The organism is Pseudomonas sp. B21-047, from assembly GCF_024748775.1.
GTDB lineage: Bacteria > Pseudomonadota > Gammaproteobacteria > Pseudomonadales > Pseudomonadaceae > Aquipseudomonas > Aquipseudomonas capeferrum.
On the sequence record NZ_CP087169.1, the window covers coordinates 3,611,485 to 3,627,146 of the forward strand.

14 protein-coding genes are annotated in these 15,662 nt (G+C 65.0%); 11 read left to right on the forward strand and 3 right to left on the reverse strand.

All coding sequences use genetic code 11. The annotated features are described in order from the left end of the window. Nucleotides 1-472 precede the first annotated feature (472 nt). Nucleotides 473-1,852, forward strand: coding sequence for an MFS transporter (locus LOY26_RS16265; protein ID WP_186663119.1), 1,380 nt, complete (start codon nt 473-475; stop codon nt 1,850-1,852). A 12-nt stretch (nt 1,853-1,864) separates the two neighbouring features. Further along, nucleotides 1,865-2,215, forward strand: coding sequence for a cupin domain-containing protein (locus LOY26_RS16270; RefSeq protein WP_258713837.1), 351 nt, complete (start codon nt 1,865-1,867; stop codon nt 2,213-2,215). A 106-nt stretch (nt 2,216-2,321) separates the two neighbouring features. On the opposite strand, the gene LOY26_RS16275 is transcribed toward LOY26_RS16270, so the two are convergent. Further along, entirely contained in the window at nt 2,322-3,383 is a 1,062-nt protein-coding gene (locus LOY26_RS16275) for a GlxA family transcriptional regulator (RefSeq protein WP_258713838.1), read from the reverse strand. Between the two features lie 286 nt (nt 3,384-3,669). On the opposite strand from LOY26_RS16275, the gene LOY26_RS16280 reads away from it, so the two are divergent. The 9 genes from LOY26_RS16280 (at nt 3,670) to LOY26_RS16320 (ending at nt 13,960) form a co-directional block, all read left to right on the forward strand. Beyond that, on the forward strand, nt 3,670-5,061 hold the full coding sequence (locus tag LOY26_RS16280; protein WP_186661248.1) for an FAD-binding oxidoreductase: 1,392 nt from the start codon (nt 3,670-3,672) through the stop codon (nt 5,059-5,061). A gap of 10 nt (nt 5,062-5,071) precedes the next feature. Next, on the forward strand, nt 5,072-6,040 hold the full coding sequence (locus tag LOY26_RS16285) for an NAD(P)-dependent oxidoreductase (RefSeq protein WP_047580973.1): 969 nt from the start codon (nt 5,072-5,074) through the stop codon (nt 6,038-6,040). Beyond that, nucleotides 6,037-7,488 carry an aldehyde dehydrogenase family protein gene (locus tag LOY26_RS16290; protein ID WP_258713839.1) on the forward strand — a complete coding sequence of 484 codons (1,452 nt, stop codon included), beginning with the start codon at nt 6,037-6,039 and terminating at the stop codon, nt 7,486-7,488. Before LOY26_RS16285 ends, LOY26_RS16290 begins: the two co-directional genes overlap by 4 nt. A 118-nt stretch (nt 7,489-7,606) precedes the next feature. Further along, nucleotides 7,607-7,924, forward strand: coding sequence for a DUF2388 domain-containing protein (locus LOY26_RS16295; RefSeq protein WP_012271811.1), 318 nt, complete (start codon nt 7,607-7,609; stop codon nt 7,922-7,924). 147 nt (nt 7,925-8,071) lie between these two features. Then, a complete protein-coding gene (gene glcD / locus LOY26_RS16300) occupies nt 8,072-9,571 on the forward strand; it encodes a glycolate oxidase subunit GlcD (RefSeq protein WP_258713840.1) in 1,500 nt (499 codons plus the stop codon). After that, on the forward strand, nt 9,571-10,623 hold the full coding sequence (gene glcE, locus LOY26_RS16305; protein ID WP_258713841.1) for a glycolate oxidase subunit GlcE: 1,053 nt from the start codon (nt 9,571-9,573) through the stop codon (nt 10,621-10,623). The genes glcD and glcE overlap by 1 nt, the downstream gene beginning before the upstream one ends. 9 nt (nt 10,624-10,632) lie before the next feature. Then, nucleotides 10,633-11,868: a glycolate oxidase subunit GlcF gene (gene glcF, locus LOY26_RS16310; protein ID WP_258713842.1), complete on the forward strand. Its 1,236-nt coding sequence runs from the start codon at nt 10,633-10,635 to the stop codon at nt 11,866-11,868. Nucleotides 11,869-12,116: 248 nt separating this feature from the next. After that, entirely contained in the window at nt 12,117-12,455 is a 339-nt protein-coding gene (locus tag LOY26_RS16315) for a hypothetical protein (RefSeq protein ID WP_186661260.1), read from the forward strand. 71 nt (nt 12,456-12,526) lie between these two features. Beyond that, a complete protein-coding gene (locus tag LOY26_RS16320) occupies nt 12,527-13,960 on the forward strand; it encodes a PLP-dependent aminotransferase family protein (RefSeq protein ID WP_186663126.1) in 1,434 nt (477 codons plus the stop codon). On the opposite strand, the gene LOY26_RS16325 is transcribed toward LOY26_RS16320, so the two are convergent. Both LOY26_RS16325 and LOY26_RS16330 read right to left on the reverse strand, forming a co-directional pair. After that, nucleotides 13,953-15,149 carry a cyanate transporter gene (locus LOY26_RS16325; protein WP_186661264.1) on the reverse strand — a complete coding sequence of 399 codons (1,197 nt, stop codon included), beginning with the start codon at nt 15,147-15,149 and terminating at the stop codon, nt 13,953-13,955. The genes LOY26_RS16320 and LOY26_RS16325 overlap by 8 nt on opposite strands. Further along, nucleotides 15,146-15,604 carry a nucleoside deaminase gene (locus LOY26_RS16330; protein ID WP_186663128.1) on the reverse strand — a complete coding sequence of 153 codons (459 nt, stop codon included), beginning with the start codon at nt 15,602-15,604 and terminating at the stop codon, nt 15,146-15,148. Before LOY26_RS16330 ends, LOY26_RS16325 begins: the two co-directional genes overlap by 4 nt. Nucleotides 15,605-15,662 lie beyond the last annotated feature (58 nt).

Consider the following 15,662-nt stretch of genomic DNA (forward strand, 5'->3'; position numbering starts at 1 on the left):
TCCAGGGTAATACAGGCTGGTGCAGCGAGTATGTGACATGGGGAACCCCACGCGGCGAGTGGCCGGCCCCGAAGCAGCATTCTGCACGGCTCACTCGACGTACGCGTGATCGAAGCGCGTTTCAAGACCGCCCCCATCAACGCGCACCGCATAACAGCAGTGAGCAAGCCTGACATGGCTGACACCGTAATGGCCCACTAACAAGGCCAGTGGCCCCCCGAGTCTGTATAGCGCCCATAGGCAGCGGCATCGCCACCCGCACCCTACCCCGTCACCACTGGGCTGGACACCCGCACAGGCGTGGCCGCCATCCTGCGCGCCAACGAAATTTAATAAGTCCCGTTACGGCAGGTGCCAAGCCACCCGGCAAGGGCATGCCATGACCCGTCCCAACCGTTATATGGAACCTCTGCGGCCCGGTGCGATAGTGCGGCGGCGCTACTGCGTCGAATAACAACAAGAGGTAAGTCCAATGTCCGTATCGAAACGCTCCGTCGAAGATGCGCCACTCAATGCGTTCCACCGCAAGCTGACGGTCTATTCCGCTGGCGGGCCGTTCCTCGACGGCTATGTGCTGAGCATCATCGGCGTGGCCATGCTGCAGATCACCAATGCCCTGCAACTGTCCGCCTTCTGGGAGGGGCTGATTGCTGCCTCGGCGCTGATCGGGGTGTTCCTTGGCGGGTTTCTGGGGGGGTGGTTCACCGACAAGTACGGGCGCAAGGTGCTGTACCTGATCGACCTGATCGCCATTGTCGGGTTTTCGGTGGCGCAGTTCTGGGTGGAGTCGGCCTGGGCGCTGTTTGCCTGGCGGCTGTTGATCGGTATCGCGGTGGGCGCCGACTACCCCATCGCCACCTCGCTGCTGGCCGAGTTCCTGCCACGCAAGCAACGCGGGCCGCTGCTGGCCGCGATGGTGCTGATGTGGTTCGCCGGGGCCGCCGCTGCCTACATGGTCGGTGAGCTGTTGCTGCGTGTCGGCGGCGACGACGGCTGGCGCTGGGTACTGGCCAGTGCGTTGGTGCCGGGTGCCTTGTTCCTGATTGCCCGTAGCGGCACGCCGGAATCACCACGCTGGCTGCTGAGCAAAGGCCGCACTGCCGAGGCGGATGCAGTGATCAAGCGGGTTTATGGCCAGGACTACTCCATTGCCGACCTGCCGGAGCAAGTCAGCGACAAACCCGTGTCGGTGTGGTCGCTGTTCCACTCCGGCTACGGCAAGCGCATGGCCTTCGTCACGCTGTTCTGGACGTGCGCCATCGTGCCGCTGTTCGCCATCTACGCGTTCGCCCCGAAAGTGCTGCAGGCGCTGAAACTCACCGGTGACTGGGCGGCCTATGGCTCGATCGCCATCACCTTGCTGTTCACCCTGGGCTGCCTGGTGGCCACCAAGCTGATCAACCGCCTGGGGCGGCGCAAGATGCTGATCCACAGCTTCCTCTGGTCGGGCATGTCGCTGTTGCTGCTGGGCCTGTTCCCCGATGCATCACCCACCACCGTGCTGGTGCTGTTTGGTGCCTATGCGGTGCTGATTGGCGGTGCTCAGGTGCTGGAGTACGTCTACCCCAACGAACTGTTCCCCACCGAAATCCGCGCCTCCGCCGTGGGCCTGGCCACTTCGCTGTCGCGTGTTGGCGCGGCCGTGGGTACCTACCTGGTGCCGATCTCGCTGGTGTCCTACGGCATTGCCAACACCATGTTCGCCGCCGCCTTGATCTCGCTGTTCGGTGCACTGATCTCGTGGTGGCTGGCGCCAGAGACCAGCAAGCTCGACCTGCAACAAGCCGCCGCGCTGGGCAGCACCAGCGCTGCACCGTCACCGTCCCACAAAACTGTCGCTCGTAAAGCCTGAAGGAGCCCTTCCATGACTCAAGTACTTACCGTTGTACGCAATGCCGCTGCTTCGCCCTTGGGCGCACCCGCCCCTGCCCGCCTGCCGATCAGCGAACCGATTGCCCTGGCCGCCACGGCGCAGGAGCAGACCGATGAAGCGGTCGGCGCCAGCATCGGCGTCTGGGAAAGCAGCGCGGGGGTGTTCCGCCGCTACCTGAAAAACCGTGAGTTCAGCCACATCGTCAGCGGCAGTTGCACCTTCACCCCCGACGGCGGCGAGCCGGTCGAGCTGCGGGCGGGCGACGCGGTATTGTTCCCGGAGAACTGCGAAGGCGTGTGGGACATCCACGAGACCCTGCGCAAGACTTACGTGTTGTTCTAGGCGTGAGACAGTTCGGATCGAGACTCAGGGGTTTGGCTGGTTTTGACAGTGCATCTGACTGAGATTTTGGGGCCGTTAGCGGCCCCAAAAAAGCTTGAGCAACACCCTACAACTCCGGGTCCAGCCCTACCTTGTCCCCATGCCAATCGAACCGCTCCACCTCGTGGCGCCGCTTGCGGAAGCTGTACGGCGTCTCGCCATACTGCTTGCGGAACCACAAGATGAAGTGCGACGCATCGGAAAACCCGCACGCCAAGGCAATGGTGGTGATGTTCTGGCTGGTATTCACCAGCAACCGCCGCGCATGGTCCAGGCGCAGCTTGCGCCAATAGTTGGCCGGTGGTTCCTGGGTGTTGGCGACGAACTCGCGATGCAACTGGCGAGGATGGGTGCCCACCGCCTCGGCCACGGCCTTGAGCGTCATCGATGCATCCAGGTTGGCGCGCATGAAGGCAATGGCGCGCTGCACGCGGTCGTTCTGGTACACCGAATCACTGGCGGCCTGGCTTTCCTGCTGGTCGGCGCGCTCGTCCACCAGCAGGTACTCCAGCCCTTTCTGCGCGCGCACCGCACCGCAATGCCTGCGGATCAGGTTGGCCGCCAGGTCGATCGCCGTGCCGCCCGGGCAGGTGATGATGCCACGGTCATCCACATAGCTCTTGTCGATCACTGCGGTGGACAGCGGGAAGCGCTCCTTGAACTCGTCGCGCAAGGTGAAATGCAACGCGCAACGCCGGCCATCGAGCAGGCCTGCCTTGCCCAGCACGAACGACGCCGAACACAGGGCAATGATCGGGATGTTCGCGGCATGCACCTCACACAGCGCATCAAGCAGCCAGCCTGGCGGGTTGCGCGTTTCGCTCAACAGCCCGCCCGCCAGCACGATGTAGTCGTACTGGGCAAACAGGTTCAGCGGCTTGGTTGGCGAAATGGGCATGCCACAGCTGGCGGTGATCGGTTGGTCGTCGAGGGTCATCCAGTCCCATTGGCAGTACACCTGCTGGCTGCGGAACGACTTGTCGGCGGCGAAGCGCAGCGAATCGACCAGCCCGGCGACGGGCACCAAGGTGAACTGATTGAGAAGGAGGAAACCGACCCGCAGTTCAGGCTTGATCTGCGAGACGGTTTCGGCGGCCTGCGGTTGTTGTAGGTATTGTTCGGCGACCATGGACGCTGCTCTCATCACATCCGAAGTGAATGCCATTCTAAGCGTACACCGGCGTCCGCCCTATCATATTCAGCACTATAAATAGAAGATCTCAGACAAGGCAGGACGCTACGGTTGTCTGTCTAGATACCCCGCCAAGGCCTCGCTCTTCCTTACTCTGACAAGGGTGCCAGTCCCTCGCTGAGCGAACGCCTACTTCCTATCAATTGTCATGACTGTAATATCGCCCCCTGGCCGCGCTGAGCATCATGTAGGCACAAGACAAACATGCTCAGAGGCACCCCTCATGTACCGTGGATTCTGGTATGCCCAGGCGCTGGACCTGGACAACGACCTCGCCCCTGCCCTGCAGGACTCGATTCAAGCCGACGTGTGTATCGTCGGCGGCGGCTTCCTTGGCTTGTGGTCGGCTATCCGCCTGAAGCAGGCCCACCCGGAACAAACCATTGTCATCGTCGAGCGTGACCGCTGTGGCTCGGGTGCCAGCGGACGCAACGGCGGCGTTGCCACCAACTGGTGGGGCAAGTACCTGTCGGTGCGCACCATCTGCGGCGACGCCGAAGCCAGGCGCATCTGCGAGGCCGCCGAGTCGGCCATCGACGAAATCGGCAGCTTCTGCCAGGAACACGGGATCGATGCCCAGTACCGCAAGGACGGCTGGCTGTGGACTGCCACCAACCCGCGCCAGATGAATTCGTGGCGAGTGCTGACCGACGGCCTGCAGAAGCTCGACGTCAACCCCTTCCAGGAACTGGACCGCCAGACCATTCGCGGGCGGGTCGGCTCGCCGCTGGTGCTGGGCGGCATCTACGACCCCAACGCCGCCACCGTGCAGCCCGCCATGCTCGCCCGTGGCCTGCGCCGGGTGGCGCTGAAACTGGGCGTGCAGATATTCGAGAAGTCACCGTTCACCCACCTGCAGCGCGGCGCCAACCCCGTGGTGCACACTGCCAAGGGCCAGGTAAAAGCCAAACAAGTGGTACTGGCACTCAACGCCTGGGGCGCGCAGTTCCCGGAGCTGCGCCGGATGATCGCGATCATGTCCAGCGACATGGTGGCGACGGCACCGGTCAAGGCCAAGCTCGATGCCATCGGCTTCAGTGGCGGCGAATGCATGACCGACTCGCGCACCGTACTCAACTACTGGCGCAACACCCCCGATGGGCGCGTGGTGTTCGGCAAGCCACTGGGCCAGTTCGCCTACGCCGGGCGCATTGGCAACCTGTATGAAAAACCCTCGCCGGCGGCCGACAAGGTCGCAGCCGAACTGCGCCGCCTGTACCCACAACTGCAAGATGTGCCAGTGGTCAGCAGCTGGACCGGCCCCATCGACCGGGCCATGAAGGGCTTGCCGAACTTCGGCTACCTCGACCACCACCAGAACATCAGCTACGGCATTGGTTTTTCCGGTAACGGCGTGGCGACCACCGTGTTTGCCAGCCGCATCATCAAGTCGCTGGTCGAGCACGCCAATGACGAATGGGCCAACTGTGGCCTGGTCAACCAGAAGATGAAAATGTTGCCGCCAGAGCCGTTGCGCTTCTTCGGCGCGCACCTGGTGCGTGACGCCCTGGTTCGCAAGGAAACCCTCGAAGACCATGATCAGGATGCCGGTTTCGTCACCCGCCGCCTGGTGGCCATGGCCCCGGCCGGCTACGTGCCAGCCCAGAAAAAATAAGGAACGGACCGTGAGCGAACATATCGTACTGCTCGACGACGAGGGCCTGGCGCCCTCCACGCGCCTCAAGCGCCCCGACTGCGCGCACACCTGGCAGCAGTTTGCCTACACCTGCCCCGAGCAGATGCTCGACCACCTGCAGGACGCGACCATCGCCTTCACCTGCAGCGTGCCACTGCGTGAGGAACACCTGCGCCAGTTGCCGAAGCTGAAGATGATCTCGCTGGCCCTCACTGGCCGCGATATCGTCGACGTCGATTACTGCGACGCCCATGGCATCGAGGTCGCCAGCGTGCCGGGCTATGCCGCCAACACCGTGGCCGAGCACAGCCTGGCGATGATCCTCGAACTGTTCCGCCGCCCGGCCGCGTTCACCCGGCTGATGCGCCAGGTGCATGCCGGCGAGAAACCGTACCAGAACATCTACTTCAACCACCGCATCCGCGATGTGCGCGACAAGCAGTTGGCGATCATCGGCAGCGGCCCGATCGCCCTGCGCCTGGCGCACCTGGCGCGAGCCTTCGGCATGCAGGTGCTGTTCGAAGACCGCGGCGGCAAGCGCCAGGGCCCGGACTGCCGACCGTTGGCCGAATTGCTGCGCAGCTGCGACGTGCTGTCGATCAACTGCCCACTGACGCCGGCCACCTACAACCTGATCGATGCCGCGCAGTTGGCGCTGATGAAGCCCGATGCCGTGGTGGTCAATACCGGCCGTGGCGGCGTGGTCAATGAGGCTGCGCTGATCCAGGCGCTGCAGGCAGGCCGCCTGGGCGGCGTGGCACTGGATGTGGTCGAGCAGGAGCCGCTGCACCCGAGCAACCCGCTGTTCCAGCTGATCGACCGCGACGACTTCTTGCTCAACCCGCACATCGCCTGGAGCAGTGAAGATGCCATGCAGCAGTTGATGGACAGCGCCGTGGACAACATCAGCGCTTTCGTCGCCCGCCAAGCCAACGCAAAAAGGATCCGAAGCGCATGACCCTGGTCACCAAGAGCAACTATGTCGATGGCGCCTTCGTCGCGCTGGACAGCAGCAATGATGTGCTGGAAAACTGCAACCCGTCCAACCCCAGCGAGGTGGTCGAGCGTTTCGTGCGGGCCGACCAGGCGCTGACCGAGCGGGCCCTGCTGGCTGCCCGCCGGGCCGCGCCCGCCTGGGCCCGCAGCAACCCGCAGCAACGCGCCGACGCACTGGACTTCATTGGCACAGAAATACTTGCCCGCCGCGAAGAACTGGCCACGCTGCTGGCCCGCGAGGAAGGCAAGGTGCTGCGTGAGGCACTGGGCGAAGTCGACCGGGCCGGCCGTTCGTTCAAGTTCTACGCCCAGGAAGCCCTGCGCGCCGAAGGCGAAAAGTACCCATCGGTGCGCCAGGACGTGGGCATCGATGTGTTCACCCAGCCACTGGGCGTGGTCGCCATCATCGCCCCGTGGAACTTCCCGATCGCCATCCCGGCGTGGAAGATCGCCCCGGCGCTGTGTTTCGGTAACTGCGTGGTGTTCAAGCCGGCCGAACGGGTGCCCTCCTCGGCCTGGGCGCTGGCCGAGATCATCTCGCGGGCCGGCTTGCCCGCCGGGGTGTTCAACCTGCTGATCGGGCCAGGGCGCAGCGTGGGCGACACCCTGATCCGCTCGCCGCTGGTTGATGGCATCAGCTTCACAGGTTCCGAGCACACCGGCCGGCAGATCGCCAGGCTGGCCGCCGAAGGCATGAAGAAAGTGCAACTGGAGATGGGGGGCAAAAACCCGTTGATCGTGCTGGACGATGCGGACCTTGAACAGGCAGTGGAGGTGGCACTGAACGGCTCGTTCTACAGCACCGGCCAGCGCTGCACGGCCAGTTCTCGGGTCATCGTCACCGAAGGTATTCATGACGCCTTCGTGGCGCGCCTGGCGGAGCGCACCCGCGCGCTGAAGGTGGGCGATGCGTTGCAAGCGGCTACCGACATCGGCCCCGTGGTCGATAGCCGGCAGTTGGAGCAGAACCTGTCGTACGTGGCCTCTGGCCTTGAGCAGGGCGCGAAGCTGGTGTGTGGTGGGGAGCGTATCGACAACCAGGCCGGGGCCTACCTGTTCACCCCCGCCCTGTTCACCGAGGTCACGCCGCAGATGCGCATCTACCGCGAGGAGATCTTCGGGCCGGTGCTGAGTGTGCTCAAGGTGAGTGATTACGACGCGGCGTTTGCGGCTGCCGAGGACACTGCATTTGGCCTTTCAGCCGGGATCGTGACCACTTCGCTGCGCCACGCCGAGCATTTCAAACGGCACAGTTCAGCGGGGATGGTGATGGTCAACCTGCCCACGGCGGGGGTGGATTATCACGTGCCGTTTGGCGGCAACGGCGCTTCGAGCCTGGGCTCGCGGGAGCAAGGGACCCATGCGCGGCAGTTTTTTACCCGGGTGAAGACCACTTACCAATTGGCGTAAACGGCGCTTGGTGGCGCCATGCGGCGGCAACCCAGGAATTGAACTACTCGCACGTTGAGGCGCTCTTAAACACTGAGTGGTTTATTTCCTTGGGCTTCACGCTACTGGAGAATACGCTATGCGCCACCTATTCCTCGCCCCCGCGCTGCTGCTCCTGCTGCCTGCCGGTGCTGCCTTGGCCCGCGTCGACGCGGGCGACGTGGCCACCTCGGCCGGTGTTTCCGCTTCGTTGTATTCGACCTTCAAGGACGACAAACGGATCATCCCGGCCCGTGACGAGCTGTCTGCGTTCGTCGCCAGCGGTGGTGCGATCCGCGGCGCCTATGTGGAGTCGGCGCTGGAACAGGCGCGCAAGGACCATCCCGGCCTGCAGGCCAATGATGAAGAACTGGCCCGGGCCATACTCTCGCAGGACGACCCTGTCGCCGACCATTGATAATACCGCCCTGAGCAAACCCGCCCCTACCCTTTTCGCAGCGTGTGTAGGTGCGGGTTTGTGCGGCAACAGTTCTCACATTGCTCGCAGTCGGCTGAAGGGATGATAGGCTTCCAGCAACAATAACAATTGCCGCCGAGTGAGCCGATGAACATCCTCTACGACGAGCGGGTCGATGGGGCGCTGCCTGCCGTGGACCTGCCCGCCCTGCTGCAGGCCCTGCATCAAGCGTTGCCGGGCCTGGCGATTCTGCACCGCGCGGAAGACCTCAAACCCTATGAATGCGACGGCCTCTCGGCCTACCGCACAGTGCCGCTGCTGGTGGTGCTGCCCGAGCGTCTGGAGCAAGTGCAGACCTTGCTGCAACTGTGCCACCAGCGCGGTGTGCCGGTGGTGGCGCGCGGTGCCGGCACCGGTCTCTCTGGCGGCGCCTTGCCACTTGCCAAAGGCATTCTGCTGGTGATGGCGCGCTTCAATCGCATTCTCGAAATCAACGCCCAGGGCCGCTTCGCCCGTGTTCAGCCCGGGGTACGCAACCTGGCCATCTCCCAGGCTGCAGCGCCCCATGGCCTGTACTACGCCCCCGATCCCTCATCACAGATTGCCTGCACCATCGGCGGCAATGTGGCGGAAAATGCCGGCGGCGTGCATTGCCTGAAGTACGGTTTGACCGTGCACAACCTGCTCAAAGTGGAGATGCTCACGGTCGAGGGCGAACGCCTGACGCTCGGCAGCGACGCCCTCGACAGCCCCGGTTTCGACCTGCTGGCACTGTTCACCGGCTCCGAAGGCATGCTCGGCATCATCACCGAGGTGACCGTCAAGCTGTTGCCCAAGCCCCAGGTGGCGCGGGTGCTGCTGGCCAGTTTCGACTGCGTGGAGGATGCAGGCAGGGCTGTGGCCGAGATCATCGCCGCCGGGATCATCCCTGGCGGGCTGGAGATGATGGACAACCTGGCGATTCGCGCCGCCGAGGACTTCATCCACGCCGGCTACCCGGTGGGCGCGGCGGCGATCCTGCTGTGCGAGCTTGATGGTGTCGAGGCAGACGTGCATGACGACTGCCAACGGGTCGCAGCGGTGCTGACCCAGGCAGGCGCCCGCGAGGTGCGGCTGGCTTGCGACGAGGCTGAACGCGCGCGCTTCTGGGCCGGGCGCAAGAACGCGTTCCCGGCGGTGGGGCGCATCTCGCCGGACTACTACTGCATGGACGGCACCATCCCCCGCCGCGAGCTGCCCCGGGTGCTCAAGGGCATCAGCGAACTCTCCGAGCAGTACGGCCTGCGTGTGGCCAACGTGTTTCATGCCGGCGACGGCAACATGCACCCGTTGATCCTGTTCGATGCCAACCGCCCAGGCGAACTGGAACGCGCCGAGGCCATCGGCGGCAAGATCCTCGAACTGTGCGTGGCCGTGGGCGGCAGCATCACCGGCGAGCACGGCGTCGGGCGAGAGAAGATCAACCAGATGTGCGCGCAGTTCAACCGCGACGAAATCACCCTGTTCCACGCGGTCAAGGCCGCTTTCGATCCGCAGGGTTTGCTCAACCCGGGCAAGAACATCCCTACCCTGCACCGCTGCGCCGAGTTCGGCGCGCTGCACGTGCACCACGGGCAGCTGCCCTTCCCCGAGCTGGAGCGCTTCTGATGAGCAAGGACCGCGACATGAGCCAGGCCCTGCTGGACCAGGTCAACCAGGCACTGAGGCTGGGCACCGCGCTGCGTATCCAGGGCGGCAACAGCAAGGCCATGCTGGGCCGCCCGGTGACCGGGGAGCTCGTCGATACCCGCAACCATCGCGGCATCGTCAGCTATGACCCGACCGAGCTGGTGATTACCGCACGCGCTGGCACGCCGCTGCTGGAGATCGAGGCGGCGCTGCACGAAGCCGGCCAGATGCTGCCTTGCGAACCCCCACACCTGGGCGCCGAAGCCACCCTCGGCGGCGTAGTCGCTGCGGGCTTGTCCGGGCCACGGCGGCCATGGGCCGGGGCGGTGCGCGATTACGTGCTCGGCACTCGTGTCATCACCGGCCACGGCAAGCTGCTGCGCTTTGGGGGCGAGGTGATGAAGAATGTTGCGGGGTACGACCTTTCGCGGCTGATGGCCGGCAGTTTCGGGTGCCTTGGCCTGCTCACCGAGGTGTCGCTGAAGGTATTGCCGCGGCCGCGCCAATGCCTGAGCCTGTGCCTGCCGATGGGCCGCCAGCAGGCGCTCGCGGCACTGGCCGAATGGGGCCAGCAGCCGCTGCCGATCAGCGCCGCCTGCCATGACGGCGAGGCACTTTACCTGCGCCTGGAAGGCGGTGAAGGCTCGGTGCAGTCGGCACGCCAACGCCTGGGGGGCGACGAGCTCGACAGCGGGTTCTGGCACGACCTGCGCGAACAACGCCTGGCCTTTTTCGACGACCCGGCGCCGTTGTGGCGGTTGTCCGTGCCCATCGCCAGCGGGGCGCTGAACTTGCCTGGGCGCCAGCTCATCGACTGGGGCGGTGCGCAGCGCTGGCTGAAGTCGAGCGCATCGGCCCAGTCGCTTCGTGCCGCCGTCGCCCAGGTCGGCGGCCATGTCACCGGCTACGCGCCAGGTGAGGACAGCAGCGCACCACTGCCTGCGGCCCTATTGCGCTACCACCGGGCACTCAAGCAACAGCTCGACCCCCAGGGCATTTTCAACCCTGGCCGCCTGTACCCGGACTTGTGAGGCCCTGCCATGCAAACCAATCTGAGCGAAGCCGCCAAACGCCTGGCCCGCGCCGAAGAGGCCGAAAGCATTCTGCGCAGCTGCGTGCACTGTGGGTTCTGTACGGCCACCTGCCCCACCTACCAGTTGCTCGGCGACGAACTGGACGGGCCACGCGGGCGCATCTACCTGATCAAGCAGGTGCTCGAAGGCGCGCCGGTCACCACCAGCACGCAACTGCACCTGGACCGCTGCCTGAGCTGCCGCAACTGCGAAACCACCTGCCCTTCCGGCGTGAAGTACCACGACTTGCTGGACATTGGCCGCGCCGTGGTCGAACAACAAGTACCGCGCCCGCTTGGCCAGCGCCTGCTGCGCCAGGGCCTACGGGCCGTGGTGCCGCGCCCCGCACTGTTCAAGGCCCTGAGCTTCACCGGCCAGGCGCTGCGCCCGCTGTTGCCGGCGCTACTCAAAAGCAAGTTGCCGGCCCAGGTCGCCGCACCCGGACAAAGACCGGCGCCGCGCCATGCGCGCCGGGTGCTGTTGCTCGAAGGGTGCGTGCAGCCTGCACTGTCGCCCAATACCAACGCCGCCGCCGCACGCCTGCTGGACCGCCTCGGCATCAGCGTCGAACCGATCCGCGAGGCCGGTTGCTGTGGCGCGGTGGATTACCACCTCAACGCCCAGGCCCAGGGTTTGCAGCGCGCCCGGCGCAATATCGACGCTTGGTGGCCGGCCATCGAGGCAGGTGCCGAAGCCATCGTGCAGACGGCAAGCGGCTGCGGCGCATTTGTGCGCGATTATGCCCACCTGCTGGAGAAGGACACGCAGTACGCCGCCAAGGCTGCACGGGTCAGCGCCCTGTCCCGTGACCTGGTGGAAGTGCTGCGTGAAGAGCCGGTCGAGCAACTTGGCCTGTGCGCCGAACAACGCCTGGCCTTCCATTGCCCCTGCACCCTGCAACACGCCCTCAAGCTCAGCGGAGCAGTGGAAAGCCTGCTGACACGGCTGGGCTTCACCCTCACCCCGGTGCCGGACGGTCATTTGTGCTGCGGCTCGGCCGGAACCTACTCGTTGACCCAACCTGAGCTGTCACGGCAATTGCGCGACAACCGCCTCGACGCCTTGGAAAGCGGCATGCCGTCTATTATCGTCACCGCCAACATTGGCTGCCAAACCCACCTCGACGGGGCCGGGCGCACACCAGTAAGGCACTGGATCGAAGTCGTCGATGCGGCCTTGAACCCGGAGAACAACCAGGCATAGCAAGCCCGTGATCGCTGCTGATTGGACAGCAGGGGATAGCGGCAAGGAGAAGTGACCAAGCCTTCAGCGCGATCTGCAATTGATTCAGGCCTGGATCTAGGTGCACCAAAAGGCAGGCTACAGCGCACAGACGGAACCTGCCCATTGGCCAACTCAGACCTTTCTTACAAGCTATTCGGAATCGGCTTACTTGTGGCTTTCCACCAGTAAAAACATGATCAGCATTCTCGATCCAGAGGAGGCTGCGCATGCACCCACAGAACCGCACCACCGCCGAACTACGCAGCGCCCTGCGTGAATTGATCGCCCACGAAATAAGCAACCCGGACGATGACCCGCACCTGTCGGGGGTGCTGTTTTTCTGCGCCACCGACGAGCGCACCCGTGAGTTGATCGAACGCATCGAGCTGCTGGCCAGCGAGGTCTTCTTCGACGCCAGTGGGCGTGCCATTACCCACAGAATGCAGGCTGTTGCGGTTGACGGGGTGCGTATCAAGCACAAGCACAAGGCGCCAACCGATGAGACGGTAATACGCATAGCACTGTCCGACAAGGGCTACATCACCGTGAGTGCGGCACGCTTGTAAAGCGCCACATTCGCACTGTGCGATGAATCGCGATCCGCTATCCTCAGCATTCCCCTGCTCCGGACCGTTTCATGGAACTGCACATCCGCCTTGAAGGCCGCAAAGGCCTGGCCGACCAGCTGTACCGGCAATTGCGCGCGGGCATCGACAGCGGCCACCTGGCCGCTGGCACCCAACTGCCACCCACCCGTCTGCTCGCCGAACAACTGGGCGTGTCACGCAAGACCGTGGCCGAGGCCTACTCGCGGCTGACCTACGACAACCTGCTCAGTGGCGTGGTCGGCCGTGGCTCCTTCATTACCCCGCAACTGCCTGTGCGCACCAACGAAGTGGCCGCCATCCCCCTGGCGGGTGCCGCATCCCTCGAGCGCTGGCAACAACGGGCTACCGTGCTGGGCAGGCGGCAACTGCAAGCACCGTCGCGCTATGACTTCGTCGGCGGCGCCTCGAGCAAGGCGCAGTTCCCCTTCGACCAGTGGCGCAGCTGCCTCAACTACGCCTTGCGCCGCAGCCAGCGCCATCCAGAGCGGCAGTTCACTGCCCAGGGCCTGCCCGAACTGCGCGAAGCCATCGCCCACCACATCGCCTACGCCCGCGGCGTGCACTGCAGCGCCGCGGACGTGCTGGTGTGCAATGGTGCGCAACAGGCGCTCGACCTGATCGCCCGGGTGCTGATCGAACCCGGTTGCCCGGTGGCCATGGAAGACCCCGGTTACCCGCCCGCACGGCAACTGTTTCTGGCCTTGGGCGCACGCCTGCAGTCAGTAGCGGTGGATGATGAAGGGATGTGCGTCGAACAGATCGCCGATGGCACACGGCTGATCTACGTGACTCCTTCGCACCAGTTCCCATTGGGTATGCCGATGAGCGAACCGCGCAGGCGGGCCTTGTTGGCACGCGCCGCCGAGCTTGGCGCATTGATCATCGAGGACGACTACGACTGCGAATTCCGCTACCAAGGGCCCGCCGCCGACGCCCTGCAGCGCCTTGACCGACATGGCCTGGTCGCCTACGTCGGGACCTTCTCCAAGACCCTGTTGCAGGAGTTGCGCCTGGGCTATGCGGTGCTGCCACCCGCCGTGCTGCAGGCCGCCTGCGTGGCCAAGCACCTCAGCGACTGGCACAGCCCGACCCTGCTGCAATGGGCCCTGGCCCGCTTCATCAGCGAAGGCCACCTGAACAGGCACATCCGCCGCTGCCACGACGTCTACAGCGCCCGCCGCGAACGCATCCTCGCGCGCCTGGAGGGCGACCTGGCGCCTTGGTTCAGCGCCATACCGGCCAGCGCCGGTTTCCACCTGAGTGCGCTGGCCAAGCCTGGGGTGGATGTCGAACTGCTGGCCAACCTCGCACGCAAGGTGGAGGTCGGCCTCTATTCGCTGGCACCGTTTTTCAGCGAGGTGCCGGTGCGTCCCGGGCTGGTGCTAGGCTTTGGCGCCATCGAGCTGCTCGACATCGACACCGCGCTCGACCGCGTTTGCGATACCCTGCAACGCCTCAGTTGACCGGCGCCGCCTGGCCCTTGCCCGCCGGCCGTGCGATGGCGGCGGCATAGCCGCGTGGCGCGAAACACACTGTCACCAGCAGCATTGCCAGCACCGTCACCGTCAACAGCGTCCATGACGCCTGAAAGTCGCCACTGACATCGCGCAGCCAACCGGTGATGTACGGCACGATACCGGTGATGATAAAGCCGATACCCTGGACAAAGGCCGCTAGGCTGCCAGCCTCGGCGGGCGTTTTCAGGTGCTCCAGGGTCAGCGTCAGGCTCTGGCTGAAACAGGCCCCCAGGCCGAAACCGATCATCGCGACCCACAGGCCCATCGACAGCGTTGGCGCCAGCAACAGGCCAAGGAAACCTGCCAGCTGGATCGATAGCGCCAGCCACAACCCAGGCCGACGATCCACCCAGCGACGCAGCAGCAACGGCAGGCCCAGCGCGCCGGCAACCTGAAAGATCGTCATCAGGCCCACCAGGTCGCCGCCGCCCTGGGCAGTACCGCCATGCTCCAGGTGATAGGCCGGCAGCCAGGCGACCATGCTGGTGTAGCCGCCATTGATCAGGCCGAAATACAACGCCAGCAACCAGGCACGCCGCGTACCGAACCAGTGCCCGCCAGCGGCGCCCGCCAGCTTGGGCGCATCCTGGCGCGGCCGCAGCAGCGTCCAGGCCAGCATCGCCAGCAATGCCGGGATGGCCCACAGGCCCAGCCCGGCCTGCCAGTGGCCAAAGTACCCACTGATATGCGGCCCAAGCACCGCCGCCAGGCCACCACCACTCATCAGCGCTGCGGAATACATACCCATGGCGCCCGCCAGGCGACCCGGGAACCAGCGGTTGACCAGCCCCGGCATCATGCCCTGAACCACCGCGACGCCGAGGCCGGCGACCACTGCGCTGGCAATGAGCGCCCAGGCGCTGCCCAGTTGCAGCCGCCACAGGCAGGCCAGCGCGATCGCCGCAAGGCCCGCGAGCATGCCGCCATGCTCGCTGATCCAGCGCCGCAGCCAGGGTTGCAACAACGGCACCAGGCCCATGCACAGCACCGGCAGCGCGGTCAGTAGCGCCGCCTGCTGGTAACCCAGGCCCGTGCTGGCGCGCATGGGTTCGAGCAGCGGCCCGATGCTGGTAAGGATCGGCCGCAGGTTCAGTGCCAGCAGCATCACCAGCAACACGTTCAAAGCCGCTCTCATTGCGCGTTGGCCTGCTGCCACTCAAGGTACAGGTCGGCTTCGCCACTCGGTTTCAGCGCCCGCACTGGCAGGCTCTGTTGCTGCGGCGGGCGCGTCATCTGCGCGTAGACTGCGGCCGTGGACAACCCATAGGGCTCGCCCTCATCGTTGCCATAGGCGAACCAAGCCCGTTCGATGCCGCACAGGTGCATGGCCGCCAGGCACATCGGGCACGGGTGGCCGCTGGCATAGATTTCGGCGCCGTCCAGGCGCGCCTGGCCCAGGGCATGCGCGGCCTTGCGAATGGCCAGCAGTTCGGCATGGGCGGTCGGGTCCTGGCTGCTGTGGATCTCGTTGACCGCGCGTGCCACCACGCGCCCCTGATACACCAGCACGGCGCCAAAAGGCCGACCACCGGCCTTGATGTTGGCACGGGCCAGATCGAGCGCTTCGCGCATGTAGCGTGCTTCGGACATGAATCGGTGCTCCTGTTGCAAGACCTGGCCATTATCCCGGCTTGCTGGCGTTGACAGA